At 40.2% G+C, this 16,528-nt stretch carries 15 protein-coding genes; 9 read left to right on the top strand and 6 right to left on the bottom strand.

The genetic code is table 11. The features are described 5' to 3' along the window. Positions 1-4 precede the first annotated feature (4 nt). From trpCF to H5158_RS00540, 4 genes are read right to left on the bottom strand one after another with little or no spacing between them, the layout of a single operon-like run. Positions 5-1,369 (bottom strand): bifunctional indole-3-glycerol-phosphate synthase TrpC/phosphoribosylanthranilate isomerase TrpF, encoded by a 1,365-nt coding sequence (trpCF, locus tag H5158_RS00525; RefSeq protein WP_182739225.1) that lies wholly within the window; start codon positions 1,367-1,369, stop codon positions 5-7. Further along, positions 1,362-2,390: an anthranilate phosphoribosyltransferase gene (gene trpD / locus H5158_RS00530; protein WP_149981183.1), complete on the bottom strand. Its 1,029-nt coding sequence runs from the start codon at positions 2,388-2,390 to the stop codon at positions 1,362-1,364. Before trpD ends, trpCF begins: the two co-directional genes overlap by 8 nt. A 53-nt stretch (positions 2,391-2,443) precedes the next feature. After that, positions 2,444-3,061: an aminodeoxychorismate/anthranilate synthase component II gene (locus H5158_RS00535; RefSeq protein ID WP_182718905.1), complete on the bottom strand. Its 618-nt coding sequence runs from the start codon at positions 3,059-3,061 to the stop codon at positions 2,444-2,446. A 1-nt stretch (position 3,062) separates the two neighbouring features. Then, entirely contained in the window at positions 3,063-4,631 is a 1,569-nt protein-coding gene (locus tag H5158_RS00540; RefSeq protein WP_182734838.1) for an anthranilate synthase component 1, read from the bottom strand. Between the two features lie 423 nt (positions 4,632-5,054). Here H5158_RS00540 and rnm point away from each other — a divergent pair, with 423 nt between their 5' ends. The 5 genes from rnm (at position 5,055) to H5158_RS00565 (ending at position 8,680) form a co-directional block, all read left to right on the top strand. Next, positions 5,055-5,912 carry an RNase RNM gene (gene rnm, locus H5158_RS00545; protein WP_182718907.1) on the top strand — a complete coding sequence of 286 codons (858 nt, stop codon included), beginning with the start codon at positions 5,055-5,057 and terminating at the stop codon, positions 5,910-5,912. Then, complete coding sequence (locus H5158_RS00550; RefSeq protein ID WP_145233655.1) at positions 5,905-6,525, top strand: L-threonylcarbamoyladenylate synthase; 621 nt, start codon at positions 5,905-5,907, stop codon at positions 6,523-6,525. Before rnm ends, H5158_RS00550 begins: the two co-directional genes overlap by 8 nt. 15 nt (positions 6,526-6,540) lie before the next feature. Next, positions 6,541-7,374 carry a ScpA family protein gene (locus H5158_RS00555; RefSeq protein ID WP_182718908.1) on the top strand — a complete coding sequence of 278 codons (834 nt, stop codon included), beginning with the start codon at positions 6,541-6,543 and terminating at the stop codon, positions 7,372-7,374. A 169-nt stretch (positions 7,375-7,543) separates the two neighbouring features. Beyond that, positions 7,544-8,098: a cytochrome b gene (locus tag H5158_RS00560; RefSeq protein WP_149981004.1), complete on the top strand. Its 555-nt coding sequence runs from the start codon at positions 7,544-7,546 to the stop codon at positions 8,096-8,098. 3 nt (positions 8,099-8,101) lie between these two features. After that, on the top strand, positions 8,102-8,680 hold the full coding sequence (locus tag H5158_RS00565) for a YceI family protein (RefSeq protein WP_145233661.1): 579 nt from the start codon (positions 8,102-8,104) through the stop codon (positions 8,678-8,680). Between the two features lie 19 nt (positions 8,681-8,699). Here H5158_RS00565 and H5158_RS00570 read toward each other — a convergent pair whose 3' ends face one another. Together H5158_RS00570 and H5158_RS00575 are read right to left on the bottom strand one after the other, a co-directional pair. Then, positions 8,700-9,587: a TIGR02285 family protein gene (locus H5158_RS00570; protein ID WP_182717919.1), complete on the bottom strand. Its 888-nt coding sequence runs from the start codon at positions 9,585-9,587 to the stop codon at positions 8,700-8,702. A gap of 126 nt (positions 9,588-9,713) precedes the next feature. Continuing rightward, entirely contained in the window at positions 9,714-9,857 is a 144-nt protein-coding gene (locus H5158_RS00575) for a hypothetical protein (RefSeq protein ID WP_182717921.1), read from the bottom strand. Between the two features lie 449 nt (positions 9,858-10,306). Here H5158_RS00575 and H5158_RS00580 point away from each other — a divergent pair, with 449 nt between their 5' ends. From H5158_RS00580 to H5158_RS00595, 4 genes are all read left to right on the top strand, one after another. Then, on the top strand, positions 10,307-10,858 hold the full coding sequence (locus H5158_RS00580; RefSeq protein ID WP_149981006.1) for a dienelactone hydrolase family protein: 552 nt from the start codon (positions 10,307-10,309) through the stop codon (positions 10,856-10,858). 68 nt (positions 10,859-10,926) lie between these two features. Then, positions 10,927-11,883, top strand: coding sequence for an acetoacetate decarboxylase family protein (locus H5158_RS00585; protein ID WP_182717918.1), 957 nt, complete (start codon positions 10,927-10,929; stop codon positions 11,881-11,883). Positions 11,884-11,892: 9 nt separating this feature from the next. Continuing rightward, entirely contained in the window at positions 11,893-14,139 is a 2,247-nt protein-coding gene (locus H5158_RS00590; protein WP_182739226.1) for an NAD(P)-binding protein, read from the top strand. Positions 14,140-14,245: 106 nt separating this feature from the next. Beyond that, entirely contained in the window at positions 14,246-16,516 is a 2,271-nt protein-coding gene (locus H5158_RS00595; RefSeq protein ID WP_145233672.1) for a TonB-dependent receptor, read from the top strand. The last annotated feature ends 12 nt before the right edge of the window (positions 16,517-16,528 follow it).

Genomic DNA, 16,528 nt, shown 5'->3' on the forward strand with positions numbered 1-16,528 from the left:
AACCTCAATATTTACGGATGCTGATAAATGCATCATTTAATTTGTTTGGGCATTTTTTACCGGCGCTTTGCTCAACCCCTGAATTTAGGTCGAGTCCATGCGCACCTTGATATAATGCACCTTGAATATTTTCTGGGTTTAAGCCACCAGCAAGCATAAATGGCTGCTTAGTCTCTTTGAGTATTGCCCAATCAAAGGTCTTACCGGTACCGCCGGCTTGCGTATCGCTGTGAGTATCGTATAAGTGGCGATCAACGCCATTGACAGGTGCTGGCAAGCTATCCTTCACAGCTTGTGCCTTCCAAATCTGGCAATTACTTGGTAGCAAAGGACGCAGTTCGTTTATATAGACTGCATCTTCTTGGCCATGTAATTGCACTGCTGCAAGCTTTAAGCTCTGAGCATGATTGACAACGTCTGCGATTGTTGCGTTTACAAATACGCCTACATAAGCAAGCGGGGCACTTTGCATAACTTGTTTTGCACAATCTAAATCAACAAAACGAGGGGATTTAGGTGCAAAAATTAGCCCCCCATAAACGGCACCACTTTCATAAGCGGCAATGGCATCTTGGCTACGGGTTAAGCCACAAACTTTGTTTTCACCTAAAATTACGCTTCGACAAGCGCGCTCTAAATCACGCTCAGCCATCAGAGAACTACCGATTAAAAAGCCATTACATAACGGGGCCAAGCGTTTTACATCTTGGTGTGTGTAAATACCTGATTCTGAAATAACCACTTTGTTATCAGGAATAAGCTTTCTTAGTGCCTCTGTGGTAGCTAAGTTAGTGCTCAAATCACGTAAATCACGGTTATTAATACCAATAATTTGCGCATTGAGTGCCAGGGCTCGATGTACTTCAGCTTCGTTGCTCACTTCGGTGATGATTGCCATGTTTAGGCTTTTTGCAACTTTTTCAAGCGATTGATATTGCGTATCATCGAGTACTGACAACATTAATAAAATAGCATCGCCGCCATAAATACGGGCCAAATAAATTTGGTATTCATCAATAAAGAAATCTTTACAGATCAATGGTTGCTCTACTTGACTGCGCACAAATTCGAGATAATCAAAACTACCCTGAAAATATTTTTCATCGGTTAACACACTGATGCAGCTAGCGTAGTTTTTATAAACACGGGTGATCTCGGCTAAATCAAACGGCTCTCGAATAAGGCCTTTTGACGGCGAGGCCTTTTTGCATTCCAAAATAAACTGAGTGCCAGGCGCTGCAAGGGCTTTATAAAAATCACGATTTGTGGGTATTGCTTGATGCTTAAAGCTCTCAAGAGGGCGCTTGGATTTGCGTTCAATGAGCTCTATTTTTTTATCTGCAACTATTTTGTCTAATACATTAGCCATTACTTACCTCGGAGTTTGCGTATTCTTTATTACTGCTTATGACAATGGCATTTAAGGTATTCAATGCACGGCCGCTTTGTAAAACCTCTTTAACTTGCATTGCGGCACTTTTAAAATCGTCGGCTTTATTGGTTAAATAAAGCAACGCAGCAACGTTAACAATAATGGCCGCATTGTGCGCGTCGGTGCCGTTACCAGCTAGAATAGCCATGCTAGCCTTGGCGTTATATTCTGGCCCTTCACCGGCAAGTTGTTCAAGTGAATAGTTTGCAAGACCAAAATCGGCAGGGGTAAGTGTGTACTGGCTGATTTTTCCGTTGTTAAGCTCTGCGACGGTCGTTTCACCGTGCAAGGCTATTTCATCGGTACCCGAGCCATGAACGACCATTGCGCGCGGTGTACCTAACGTTTTTAAGGTGTGTGCCATCGCTAAGCATAAACTTTCATCATATACCCCCAATAATTGCACATCCGGTGCTGCTGGATTTGCCAATGGCCCTAAAATATTAAAAATAGTACGGGTTTTTAAGGTCGTTCGCACACCCATAGCATGGCGTACGCCGCTGTGATAATGCGGAGCAAACAAGAATGTAAAGCCGGTTTGCTCTAAACACTGCGCCGCGTGTGCTGGGTTCATGTCTATATTGATGCCCAATGCTTTGAGTAAATCAGCGGAGCCGGAGTTACTCGAAACACTGCGATTACCGTGTTTGACCATATTTATACCGCAAGCTGCAGCAACGATGGCGGCGGTGGTGCTAATATTAATAGTGTTTGAGCCATCGCCGCCAGTGCCACAACTATCGACAAGGTTTGTTAAGTGAGTAATAAAAGGTATCGCATTAGCACGCATCGATGCGGCAGCTCCTGCGATTTCGTCGCTTACTTCACCTTTTATTTTCAGTGCCACTAAGATGGCTGCTAGTTCGATGTCATTTACTTTGCCTTGCATAATGGCATCAAATAACTGTTGGCTTTGACTAAAGCTTAATGATGTTTGCGTTAATAACACATCAATCATTGAGCCAATGCTCGCCTCACTGGCTGATTGTTGGTTTACTGACATACTATCCTCTACTGCTGTGCACTGGCTAAAAATTGCATACTTTGTTGAAGTAGCGCGGCGCCATTGGGCGTCAAAATAGACTCAGGATGAAATTGATAGCCAAGGGCTTTATCGTCACGATGATAAATTGCCATCGGTATTGACTCATAGTGGGCTATCACTGCAACACTGTCGGGTACTTTCGTGGCCATCAGTGAATGATAACGTGCCACAGGCATACGTTCACCCATACCTGCAAATACTGGGTGCTCACCAAGCTCAATGATTGATGATTTACCATGTACGGTTTCTCCAGCATGGCCAATAATACCGCCATAACTTTGTGTTAGTGCTTGCTGGCCAAGGCAAATCCCCAACATTGGAAAACGGCCTTTGCATAGTTCAATCAATGCCATTAAGCAGCCCGCCGCAGTGGGGGTGCCTGGACCCGGCGACAGTACTAAGATCACTGGTTTAGTTTCCGCACACATTTTGTCATAAATCACCTGCGCGTCTATGTTGTTACGATATACCACTAAATCGCTGCCTAACATAGAAAGTTCATCGACTAAGTTATAACTAAATGAATCAAAATTATCTAAAAAGTAGATTTTTAAGTCCGTTAAGTTGTTGATGTTTTCACTCATTTTAGTGTCCTTGGTACGTCGATTGAATGGCTGTAATAACCGCTTGTGCTTTAGCACGAGTCTCATTAGCTTCAGATTGAGGGTCTGAGTCAAACACAACTCCGGCACCGGCTTGTACATACGCGGTATTATTTTTAACAAAGGCCGAGCGAATAACAATGCAACTGTCCATGGCGCCGTCACCGGTTAAATAACCTACCGCACCACCGTAACTACCACGGCGCTTACCTTCAGTTTGCCTTACCAACTCTGCCGCGCTGACTTTAGGCGCACCAACTAAAGTGCCCATGTTCATACAGGCTTGGTAAGCGTGTAGGGCATCCAGCTGAGGTTTTAATGTACCAACAACGCGTGACACTAAATGCATTACTTGCGAATAACGGTCGACCTTTAATAGCTCTTTTGCGTGGCGAGTTCCCGGGACACTGATACGAGCTACGTCATTTCGTGCTAAATCAACCAACATTAAATGCTCAGCACGCTCTTTTTGGTCGTTGCGCAGTTCCAGTTCAATACGACTGTCTAAATCTGGATTAATTTGGCCATTAGCAAACTTTCCTCGCGGGCGAGTTCCTGCAATTGGATATACTTCAACTTGTTGTGATGTAGCGCAAAACTTTAAAGCTGACTCAGGAGAGGCACCAAATAACGCAAATTCACTGTCGCGCATATAAAACATGTACGGGCTTGGATTTTGTTTTTTTAGTTGGCTGTAGGCATGTAGTGGGTTGGCGCAAGCTAACGAGAAGGTACGCGATGGCACAACTTGAAAAATATCGCCATCGACAATGTGTTTTTTCAAACTATTGACCTGTTGGCAATAGAGCTCGTCACTAATATCAACACTGACGTCACTGCTGCCAGCACTTTGCTGCGCACTATAGCTATCGGCTTGGTCGCATAAGGTATTTAAACGTTCGAGCTTTTTACCCACTTCAAAACAGTTTGCATGCACATCAGGGCCATTAAAAACGTTACCAATCAGCTCAGTGGTTTTAGCTTGGTGATCAATTACCACTAAGGTTTCAGCTAAATAAAATACGTAATCAGGACAGCTATTTTCTCCATCTGGTACATCACTCAGTTGTTCAAAGTTGGCTACCATGTCGTAAGCAAACACACCGCCTAAAAATAACGAAAATGGATTGTTTGTGGTGCTGCTGATACTATTTATACAACAGCGCAAGGCACTAAAAGCATTATCGGCAATCAGCTTTGAGGCTTCATCAATATTATGATCGATACCTTGATATTCGATGCTGAGAGTTTGCTTGTTTAATTGAGTATGGCAGTTTTCTAATTTAGTTTGTAAATAAGGCAGTAATTGCTGACCATTATTAGATTGCGCCGTTACTGTGACTGTTTTACCTGTGCAGATTATTTTTAGTGCACAATCTACCAAAATTAAACTTTTGACACTGTCTTTAGAATCAATTTCTGCTGACTCTAACAGTAATGAATTATCTTTATCAAGCAATCCATATAGTGCCAATGGGCTATGTATATATTCTCGCACTTCGGTGATGCTAGTAACTTCACCTGGCGTTGTTGTTATATGACTAAAAATCAAACCTCATTCCCTCAAAAAAATAAAACCCCGCAAGCTAAGCTATGCGGGGTTTGAATAACGATACCTATGTTTCAGATAGACCATTACCGTCCCGCTATACCAGGCGCCACCACCAATGATGTGTAAGAGTTGCTACGTTATTCATGTTTGTTACCCTAAAATTTAAATATAAAAAAACCCGCAATAAGCGGGTTTAGAATGTGTTAGACACGACAATTCGTCACCCGATAATTTACGAGTGCCACCACCAGATAGTGTTTTGGATTGAATTGATCATTGTTGTAGTTCTATTTGTGTCTCAAGTGACTACAGTAAACCGTATCAACGGCGTTAGTGTCAAGTATTTATTTAAAACAATTTATTAAAAAATTTTGTTATACTTAATAACAACTTTCGCACATTTAATAAGAGCAGTCTTCTCTTTTGATAAAATACGATTTACACAGTCATACCACACATTCTGACGGGCAATTAACTGTTGAGCAATTATTATTGCGTGCAGTTGAAAAAAAGATAGATGTGTTTGCGATCACTGATCACGACACCACTGCTGCGGTTAAACCTGCACAAGCATATATAGAAAGCGAATCTCTACCATTAACCTTGATATCAGGGGTTGAAATTTCCACTAAGTGGGAAAGTTTTGAGATCCACATCGTGGCATTAAACGTAGATATCAACGAGTCAACACTGACCAGCTTATTGACTATCCAACAGCAAAAACGTGCTGATAGAGCTGTCGAGATTGGTCGCCGTTTAGAGAAAAATGGCTTTGATGGCATTTATCAACAAGCGCAAGAGCTTGCCGCAGATGCACAAATTACCCGTGCACATTATGCAAGAGCACTTATTGCTCGTGGCGTTGCAACCACAATTCCTGGGGTGTTTAAAAAATACCTTGGCCGCGCTAAAACGGGTTACGTACCAAGCGATTGGTGTGATATGCAAACCGCCATTGCCGCCATTCATGCCGCAGGTGGCGTTGCTGTGATTGCCCACCCTGGGCGTTATCAAATGTCAAATAAATGGCTGCGCAAATTATTGAGTCAGTTTAAAGATGCCGGTGGCGATGCAATGGAAGTTGCACAACCACAACAAGCACCAACTGAGCGACAGTTTTTAGGCGAATTGAGCCGTGAATACGATTTACTGTGTTCGCAAGGATCTGATTTTCATTTTCCTACTAGTTGGCTAGAATTAGGAAAAAACTTATATTTGCCAAAAGATTGCCAAGGCGTTTGGCAAACTTGGGAAGGGCAAACAGGAGAACTAAATGAGTGATTTTTTTCATATTCATCCAGATAATCCACAACCACGCTTAATTAATCAAGCGGTCGACATTATCAAACAAGGTGGTGTGGTGGTATACCCAACCGATTCAGGCTATGCAATAGGCTGTAATTTAGGTAACAAACAAGCAAAAGAGCGTATTGAGCGCATCCGTGGTATTGAAAAACACCATAACTTTACCTTAGTATGTCGTGATCTATCTGAGCTTTCTACTTATGCACGAGTAGATAACCAACTGTTTAGATTAATTAAAAACAATACACCCGGGCCTTATACGTTTATCTTTAAAGGCACTAAAGAAGTACCAAAACGTTTGTTAAACGACAAGAAAAAAACCATTGGTATTCGTGTAATAGAACATCCAATTACCTGCGCATTGTTAGCCGAGTTAGGTGAGCCATTGATGTCGTGTTCATTAATTTTACCCGGTGAGCAGTTTACTGAGTCTGATCCGGACGAGATACGTGATCGCATAGGTAATCAAGTTGATTTAATTATTCATGGCGGCTATTTAGCTGAGCAAGCAACCACAGTGATCGACCTGTCAGAAGATACTGTTGAGGTGCTGCGTGTAGGCTGTGGCGATACAGCTCCATTTGAATAACTACGCCGATAAACCATGAACGAACTACATACTGATGATGTAGCTCAAATACGAGAGCCGGCGCAACAAAAGTTGCCGCTGGCTTTTTTGCATGGCAAAGAAGTAATGAATACCCCGGAAGATTTGTATATTCCGCCAGACGCTCTAGAAGTAATTTTAGAAACCTTTGAAGGGCCACTTGATTTATTACTATATTTAATAAAAAAACATAAGTTAGATATTCTGGAATTGTCGATTTTTAGCATTACTGAACAATACGTCCGTTATGTTGAAATGATGACCGAGTTTCAATTGGAGCTTGCTGGTGAATATTTGGTGATGGCGGCATTACTTGCACAAATAAAATCACGACTATTACTGCCAAAACATGAAGAGCTTGAGGAAGAAGAAGATCCACGGGCTGAATTAGTTCGTCGTTTACAAGAGTATGAACAATTTAAGCTAGCTGCGCAGAACCTTGATGATATTCCACGTGTTGGCCGTGATATTTTTATTGCCCACGCATTAGTGCCTGAGCAGAGCGAGCATGCTCAATTGTTACCGGATGTTGATTTAAAAGATTTACTATTTGCGCTCAGTGATGTGATGGCGCGAGCTAAAACTTTTGAGCATCATCAAATAACCGCTGAAGCTTTATCAACTCGCGAAAGAATGAGTTTAATTTTGCAAAAGTTATCGACAGTCGGCACGCAACTTCCTTTCACTGACTTATTCACTCTTGACGAAGGCCGCAGTGGTGTAGTGGTTAGCTTTATTGCTATGCTAGAGCTCATCAAAGAAAACCTTATCACTTGCTTGCAAGTCGATCCTACAACACAAATTTATATCGGTTTGGTTGAAAATAATTAAACAATTATTAGGGTGATGATGTTTATCATTGATTAACTTGCTAACTTGCTAACTTGCTAAATTTAATCTTACTTGTGCATATACGCACATAACTTGTTTGTTATTAGCTATTTTCTTCTATCTAGGTACGCGCTATTCTGATGTCATTCGATAATGGAATTAATAACACATGCTTAAAAATACAAAATCTTCGTACGGTGTGGTTGCCATTTTATTACATTGGTTAATGGCGGTAATGGTGATTGGCTTATTTGGCCTTGGCTTGTACATGGTTGAACTTACTTATTACGATAGTTGGTATAAAGGTTCTTTGGATTTACATAAAAGCGTAGGGATCACCTTAGTTGCTTTATTAATTTTTAGATTTGCTTGGCGTGCATTGGGCACGCAGCCTGAGCCAGTAGCGGGCAGCAGTAAAGCGTTAAATAATGTAGCGCATACAGTACATATATTTTTATATCTACTGCTTAGCGTCATTGTGATTTCAGGGTATTTGATTTCTACTGCGGATGGTCGTGCAATTGAGGTGTTTACCTTATTTAGTATTCCCGCAATTGATTTTTCAGTAGCTAATCAAGCAGATATTGCAGGTAAAGTTCACTACTATGTGGCGTGTAGCCTCATAGGATTAGTGGTTTTACATGCTCTTGGGGCGTTAAAACATCACTTTATCGATAAAGATAAAACCTTAGTTAGAATGATAAAACCACAAAAGGATGATTAATAAATGAAAAAAATATTACTTTCAGCTGCAGTAGCAGCAACATTGTTTGGTGCTAATACTGCACACGCTGCAGATTATGTTATTGACACTCAAGGTGCCCATGCATTTGTAAACTTTAAAATTAAGCATTTAGGTTATAGCTGGTTACACGGTCGTTTTAATACTTTTGACGGCGGCTTTAGCTACGATGCAGCTAACCCAGACGCATCACAGATCATGGTTAATATTGATACTAAAAGTATCGATTCGAACCATGCTGAACGTGATAAGCATTTACGTGGTAAAGAGTTTTTAAATGTTGATAAGTTTCCAACAGCGACCTTCAAAAGTACGTCAATTAAGTTTGATGAAGAGGGTGATGAAGCTGATGTAACAGGTGAGTTTACCCTTCATGGTGTAACAAAAACGATTACCTTTGAAATCGATAAAATTGGTGAAGGTAAAGATCCATGGGGTGGTTACCGAGTTGGCTTTGAAGGTGAAACCAGTTTAAAGCTTGCTGATTTTGGTATTGATTACAACCTAGGTCCTGCATCTACACATGTTGATATTGGTTTGTATATTGAAGGTGTGCGTAAGTAAAACCTAACCTGAATTCAGGTTAAATAAATATGCTAATATTGATAAACGCCTCACTCAGTTGGGGCGTTTTTGTTTGCTTGTAACGTTGCTCTAGTAACGGTTTTAAATTATCTGGTAACCAACGTAATAACACTTCGTGGTAGGCTGGTTGTTGTTTTATTTCTTTCAGTGCTGCATTAAGCACTTCAACTTGCGCGATACCTTGCTCGGTATTAGTACAGCCAATATAGCCATAACTCAGATCGGGAGCTTCAGTCAGAGGCAATTGCATTAACTGATCTTCAAACCCCATCGATTTTGCTAAATAGTAATGCTCGCTTGGGTAGCCCAATAAAATATCAATGCGCTTTTTCTTTAACATGTAAGTCAAACTGGCAAGGGTATCGCGACCAGGTCGAATAATTATCGATGCGTCGGCACTATTATTAATTACTGCATCAATAGCATTACCGTATGATCGGCTCATAGAAATCCCCAGTGCAAGTTGGTATTGATTGAGTAGGGTTTTCAATGATGCAGGTGTACTTGTTTCAAGCTTGAGATGTTGCACAAGCTCTTGGTGAATAGCAATAGAAGGCGATAAGCCAACCGTCGAAGTCTGTTCACTAAAGCTGATGTGTTGTTTGCGGTGCGGGCTTTGGTATAGCGAGAGCATGCAGTAAGTATGATTTGGGTTAGACAGCTCCTGTATTGTGCGACTTGATGGAAAAATAGTACGGTTGAATGTATAGCTAGGAAGCTGTTGTTCTAATAAGGCGATAACACCTTCATCGCGGCCTGTTCCTGCGTATTGATCGTTAAAAATATAATAAGGGGCAAAGTCAGTGACTATCCAATCAATTGTTTTAGCATGCAAAGGAGTGCTAATTAACAATGATAAAAAAGCATAACGAAAGGCATAATGCATTAATTCAACCACAGATAAATTATTAATATACTAAGTGTAGCAGCTGTTAAATAGTTAGCTTAAAAAAAGCAAAACGCCAGCATTAGCTGGCGTCATTTAAATTGCGAGGAAGCAAATCAGTATCGATTAATTGGCTTTTAACCATTTAACAAATTGACGTGCGTCACTTGCTTTTGTAAATAAGGTATTTTTTAAACCTTGTGTATCAGAAAAAATAACACGTTGTTTATTTACTGAAATTGATTGCACTGGATGTGCGATTTGGATCATAGATCCGTTGTAACTATAAGACATAATAAAACTCACTTTTTTCTTGTTATCTTTAATGTGCGCTAATTTCTTTATTAGCTTTCAAAGCACAATTAGATAGACCGTGTTGTGTTTAGCTTCATTACAGTGTTGACGATCTTTATGACATTTATGCGACTATTTAAAAATATGCCGTAGTCTGAATTGGGGTTCTCGCCGTACAATAACTTAGCTCTATAATATACGTTTTGCGGGGATTACTGGATCAGGGTAAAGAGGTTAACCGCGAGGCTTTTTTAGGACCAAGAGGACAATTTACCCCAGTAATTTTATTTACGCAAGCATTATTTTAACTTTATTCTAGCCATTGTATTTTAACTGCTGTATTTTAATTAGCTAATCTGAAAAAGGCGTTTAGCGGTATTTTAACTGTTGTGCGGTAATTTAACTGTAAATAATAAGATTTGGCTATGGAATACATTATCGTTAGTGATATTTTTGGTAAAACCGCTCATTTGAGTCACTTTGCACGGCAATTTAACGCTAAAAGCATAATTGTCGATCCGTACGATGGGCAATTGCAGCCAGTGATTGATGAGCAATTACAGTATGATTTATTTATCACTGAGTGTGGTCACGATAACTATTTCAACAAGCTTAATACCATTCTTAGTAGAGTAACTAAACCAACTACGGTAATCGGTTTTAGTGCTGGTGGAGCCGCTGCGTGGCGAAGCCAAGCAACTGTGAAAAATTCACAGATAAAAAGATTAGTGGCATTTTATCCAAATCAAGTTCGTCATTATTTAGATTTGTCTGCCAGCGTGGCCTGCGAGTTTATTTTTGCGAAGCAAGAAGTGCACTTTGATATTCATCCTGTGCTCGCTTGTTTAGAGCAGCAAATCAAAGTGCAATGCCAGCGTGCAGACTACGGTCATGGGTTTATGAATCCCTTGTCAAAAGGCTTCGATAGCTTTGGTTATCAACAATATAGCCAATACTTGCTCACTGAAAATAATTAACTGAAATTACTACCTTGTAAAAAATCTTGGCTATACTTATTTTTTATCCAATAAAATAATTATAAATCATGACCGTACAACTACCTCCTTATAGTCACTTTTTATCAAACCCTGTTGCAAAGCCACCATGTCGAATGACTAATGCAAATATGTATGGTTTTTTTGCAAAAATAGATCAGGATAAAGTTCAACAGTATATCGATACAACGCTTAATATTGTTGCAACGGATGAGTTATATTTTAAAGGCATAGGCGAATATGCATTATTAACTTTTACCGACATAGAAAAAATTGCCTCATTAACGCCGCCTTTTAGTGAGCACGGTTGGATGCAAGAGACTGATATTATTATTTGGTTACCAGTTGCAAAGGTAGAAAAGCAAGGCAATGATGAAGATATTACTCATCTTTATTGGTATCCGGCGTTTATTTGCGTAAATAATGTTTATGCATTAATAAACGGCAGAGAAACATGGGGTTACAATAAATATTTATGTGATTACCAGATGCCCAGTTCGGTAAGTGATATAACCGACTTTTCAGTTTCATTGGATTGTTTTAAGCATTTTTCGCCAACGTCAAAATTACAATCACAGCATTTATTTTCAGTCACCAAAAACGTCAAGACGCAAAGCGATGGCTTATTATCTGTATTAGAGGACTTTGGCGAGCATGTCGCCAATTTGTTTGATGGGGATCATATTGGTATTGATTTTTCGCTATTAAAGCAGCTGTTACAGGGTTTTGTGAATCCACAGATGGATCAAATACTATTTAAGCAATTACCTGACGGGCAAGGCGATAAGGCTGTTTTTCAAGCGGTTATGCACTCTCCTTCAGAAATAAAGAAAATCCATCAATTTAAGCTACTCAGTGGTGCTTATCAGCTACATTTACAGCAACTAGATAGTTTTCCTTTAGCGCAAATGTTTGGTTTACAGCTAGGAGCGCAAGCTGTGTATTTGCCGTTTTATATCAAGATGGATTTTGACCAACTTCAAGCTACACAAATACTCCCTAAGTAAGGATCCATTATGGAGCAAGAAAAAATAGTTATTATAGGGGGTGGTGTTGCCGCAATGACGGCTGCTTTATACCTGACTGAACAACCTAATTGGCAGCAAAAAAGACATATTACAGTGTACCAACAAGGTTGGCGTTTAGGAGGAAAAGGAGCCAGTGGCCGTAATGCTGTTATGGGGCAGCGCATAGAAGAGCATGGTTTACATGTCTGGTTTGGTGCCTATGTTAATAGTTTTAAAACCATTGAAACTGTATACGACAAGCTACAGCGTCCGCCAACGAGTGCACTGAGTACCTGGCAACAAGCACTTAAACCGCATAGTTTTATTGCCCTTGAGGAGCACATTGATGAACAGTGGCAAACGTGGCCTATAGAGTTTCCTGTTTTACCTGGCAATCCAGCGAATGGGAGTTTAGATATTACCGTGTGGGACTTTGTAAAAATGACCCTTGCATGGCTAAAAAAATGGATACCACAATTTGAACTGGCCGCCAGAGTCCAAGCTAAGAGCACACAATTAACGACAAAAAAACCACGAGATAGATACCTACTACGCCATTTTCATCAACAAATTCAGACCTTGGTTTCTGATGGCAGTGATGCATGGCAAACCTTTACCAACGATATACAAAATCTCAATCAAGAAATCACTTCAACACCTAGCTTACTTGTTGATAAATTAAATAGCTTTGTGCAAAGTAACAACACACTGCAGCCACAAATTTCTGAGAAGAAAGATAGTTTAGTGATTTGGTATATTGTCAGAAAACTAAAACGCTGGATTAACCAAGAGTTAACCGAGTTACTGGATGACAATGCAGAGTTGAGGCGTATTTATATTTGTGCCGATTTAGCGATAGCGATGCTGGTTGGATTGATTAAAGATAAAGTTTATCGCGATGGTTTTGGGGTCATTAACAAGTATGATTTTCGTCAATGGTTATTAAAAAATGGTGCGAATAAACAATACAGTGTCGATTCTGCGCCCGTGCGTGGTTTTTATGATTTAGTGTTTGCCTACCCACAAGGTGATTTTAAAAAACCAAATGTAGAAGCTGGAGTTGCTGCACTTGCCATGCTTAGAATCGCATTGTGTTATCGCGGTGGGGTAATGTGGAAAATGCAGGCGGGAATGGGCGATGTTATTTTTGCGCCATTGTATGAACTATTAAAACAAAGAGGCGTTAACTTTGAATTCTTCCATCAACTACAGCAACTTACACCTGGGATTGATGAAAGTGGCCAAAACTGTGTTGCTTCTGTGTTATTACAACAGCAAGTGAGTTTAAATAACTCATCAGAGTATCAGCCATTAATTGATGTGAAAAACTTAGCTTGCTGGCCAAGTGAGCCTCTTTATCAGCAGATAAACCACGAGCAGGCCCTGTTACTAAAGCAGAATAATATTAATTTAGAATCATTTTGGAGTGATTGGCCCAGCTGTTACCAAGCACATTTTGGCGCACAACTACCAACTAAAACACTGCAGTTTAAAGATGATTTTGACCGGCTGATCCTTGGGGTCTCAGTTGCTTCATTAGAGCATGTTTGCCCACAATTATTAGCAATAGACGACAACTTTGCTGCTCAGGCTAAAAATGTTCTTTCGGTAGCTACACAAGCCAGTCAGATTTGGTTAAATAAAACAGATCAACAGTTAGGTTGGCAGTATATGCCGCCAAGTGAAGAAGGGCCTATTTTGAGTGGTTTTAGCGAACCGTTTGATACTTGGGCTGCAATGCAAAACTTAATTGATAAAGAGCAGTGGCCTGCAAGCAATAGTCCGCAGAATATTGCCTATTTTTGTAGTGCATTTCCTTGTCAAGAGTATCCACCACAGAGTGATCATGGTTTCCCTGCACGGGCAAAAGCACAAGTAAAAACTAACTTAACACAACTATTAACAACTAATATGCAGCCATTATGGCCGTTAGCTTATAACGATAATGACTTTGATTGGTCCATTTTATATACACAGCATGACGTGCCAGAATCAGCGCGCTTAGATCAACAGTACTGGCGAGTGAATGTTGATCCAAGTGAGCGTTATGTGCTGTCGGTTTCAGGTTCCAGTCAATATCGTTTAGCAACTGATGGCACGCAATTTAGTAATTTATTTATTACCGGCGATTGGATCAAAACAGGTGTTAATGCAGGTTGTGTTGAAGCTGCGGTTATGGCTGGAATGCAAACAGCACGAGCACTGTGTGGGTATCCGCAGCAGATCAGTGGTGAAAATGCCTTTGAAGCGCAGTAAAACTAGCTAATTAATGGATAACTTGGCGACTTTAATCAATAAATTAGTCTATAATCGTAAATAATTACAATATCTTTACATTGTCGGTATTAAGGTTCACCATCTAATGAAAAGCCAACGTTATCCTTTTTCAAATCATATATTGCTGCTGTGCTCGTCGAGCCTCGTTTTTGCTGTGGCTGCACAGGCAAAAAATGACGATTCGAGTGGCTCTAGCCAAAGCCTCGAAGTCATTGAGGTGTTCGCCCAAAAACGCGCGCAGGCAATTGAAGATGTTAGTATTGCCATTAGTCAGGTCAAAGGTGATAGCCTTAAAAATCAACATTATAAAGATTCAACAGAGTTATCGGTATTCGCGCCTAATTTAAAAATCAGCCAAAATGCGGCTGAAGGTACGCCACCGGCGGTAAATATCCGGGGGGTTGGTTTAGTTGACTACAATACGGCGAACACCTCGCCTGTGGCTATTTATGTAGACGACATTGCCGTAGGATCTGCAAGTAATCAGATCGTTAACTTCTTTGATATTGAGCAAGTGGATATTTTGCGTGGTCCGCAGGGGACTTTATTTGGCCGCAATTCAACTGGCGGAGCAATTTTAATTCGCACTAAACGCCCTGAATTTAACGAGTCGGGGTATTTAACAGCGGGTATAGCAAATAATAACGCGTTTAGTATTGATGCTATGTATAACAATCAATTAAGTGATAACAGCGCGTTTCGTGTTGCTTTAAATCATCAAGACTATGACTATTCAACCACCAATACTTTTGCACAATCACCTACCGCTGGAATGCAACAAACCAATGCACGGCTATCACTATTAAGTGAGTTTGATACTGTACAGGTATTGTTACAAGCGCACCTCGAAGATTGGCAGGGTATTGTGCAGCCTGTCGGTAATATCGGTGTAGTGGCGGATCCATTAACAGGTCAGTTATGTAGTCCTAGCGAAGCTGGTTCGACAAATTGCTATGATAACTTTGGCTTCAATGATGCCAGTGATGACTTTTACACGGTTAAAGTTAATAACGATTCTCCGCATAAAACGGATGGTAAAGGGTTTAGTGCACATATTAATTGGCAATTAAATGAGTTTAACGAAATTATTTCGATTAGTAGTTATAACCAATTAGAGCGCGATCATGCATTTAATTGTGATGGCTCACCAGCGCGATTATGCGAAGGAAATCTAGGTTTAGATACTCACTTATTTAGCCAAGAGTTACGCTTGCAAACGCAATGGAACAAACATACTTTAACCAGTGGTTTATATTACGCAGATGAATCAATCAAACAAGATAATATTAACGATATTTTAAGAGATTATCGCGGTATATTAGCCACCGACTTAACCGCAACCTTCTTCTATGATAACCAAATTGACACGCAAAATATTGCCGCTTTCAGCCAGTTAGACTATCAACTTAATTCAGATTGGTTGCTAAGTGTTGGACTACGTTATTCCTATGAGTCACTTGATTATGACTCAGTGGCACAATTAAATATGGTAGTTGATCCGAGTGATTTAGCAGGGGTTTTAGTGCCATTTTATCATGTGCAAGGCGAGCAATCCGATAATGGTTTTTCTGGCCAGTTTGCTGTGAACTACCTTATTAACGATACAACCCATGGCTATTACCGTTTTGCAAATGGGATTAAAAGTGGGGGTTATAATGGCGGGTTTTTATCTTCCCCAGAGCAAGCCGAATTAGCTGACTATGGCAAAGAGCGTCTCAATGCGCATGAAATTGGTACTAAATCATGGTGGCCTGAGCAAGGTGTGCGGTTTAATTGGGCTGCTTTTTATTATGATTACAATGATCAGCAAGTGTTTATGAACCAACCATCAGACTCACCACAAAAGCCACCCGTGCAATTATTAGAAAACGTTGGTGATTCAGTGATCTATGGCCTTGAAGCTGAACTCGATTATCAAGCGACTAAAGCACTTTCAATGCGTTTTGCGATGGGTTACATTCCCCATGCGGAATTTGAAGAATTTGTTGATCCTTTGGGTAACAGTTTGACTCATAATCGGCTGCCATTTACATCAAAGTGGAATGTGAGTGCAGGCGTAGAATATCGTTTAGAGCTTGCTGGTAATCCCTTAACAACACAATTACTAGTGGATTATCAATCAGACTATTATTTTGATCAAAACCAAAATCCGTATGCTATGCAAGATGGTTACAGTTTAGTCAATGGTAATATTCGTTATCAATTAGATAACCTAGGTTTTGTACTGTGGGGGAAAAATTTATTTGCCAGTGAGTACAGTAATTTGAAGTTTGATTTGAGCTCTTTCCTTGGCATGTTGGAAGATTTTAAAGGGGAAGGTCGCCGCTATGGTTTGGATATCAGTTATCAGTTCTAATCTTTTTGTCAT

Origin of the sequence: Pseudoalteromonas sp. SR45-6 (assembly GCF_014163545.1) — a bacterium.
GTDB classification, from domain to species: domain Bacteria; phylum Pseudomonadota; class Gammaproteobacteria; order Enterobacterales; family Alteromonadaceae; genus Pseudoalteromonas; species Pseudoalteromonas rhizosphaerae.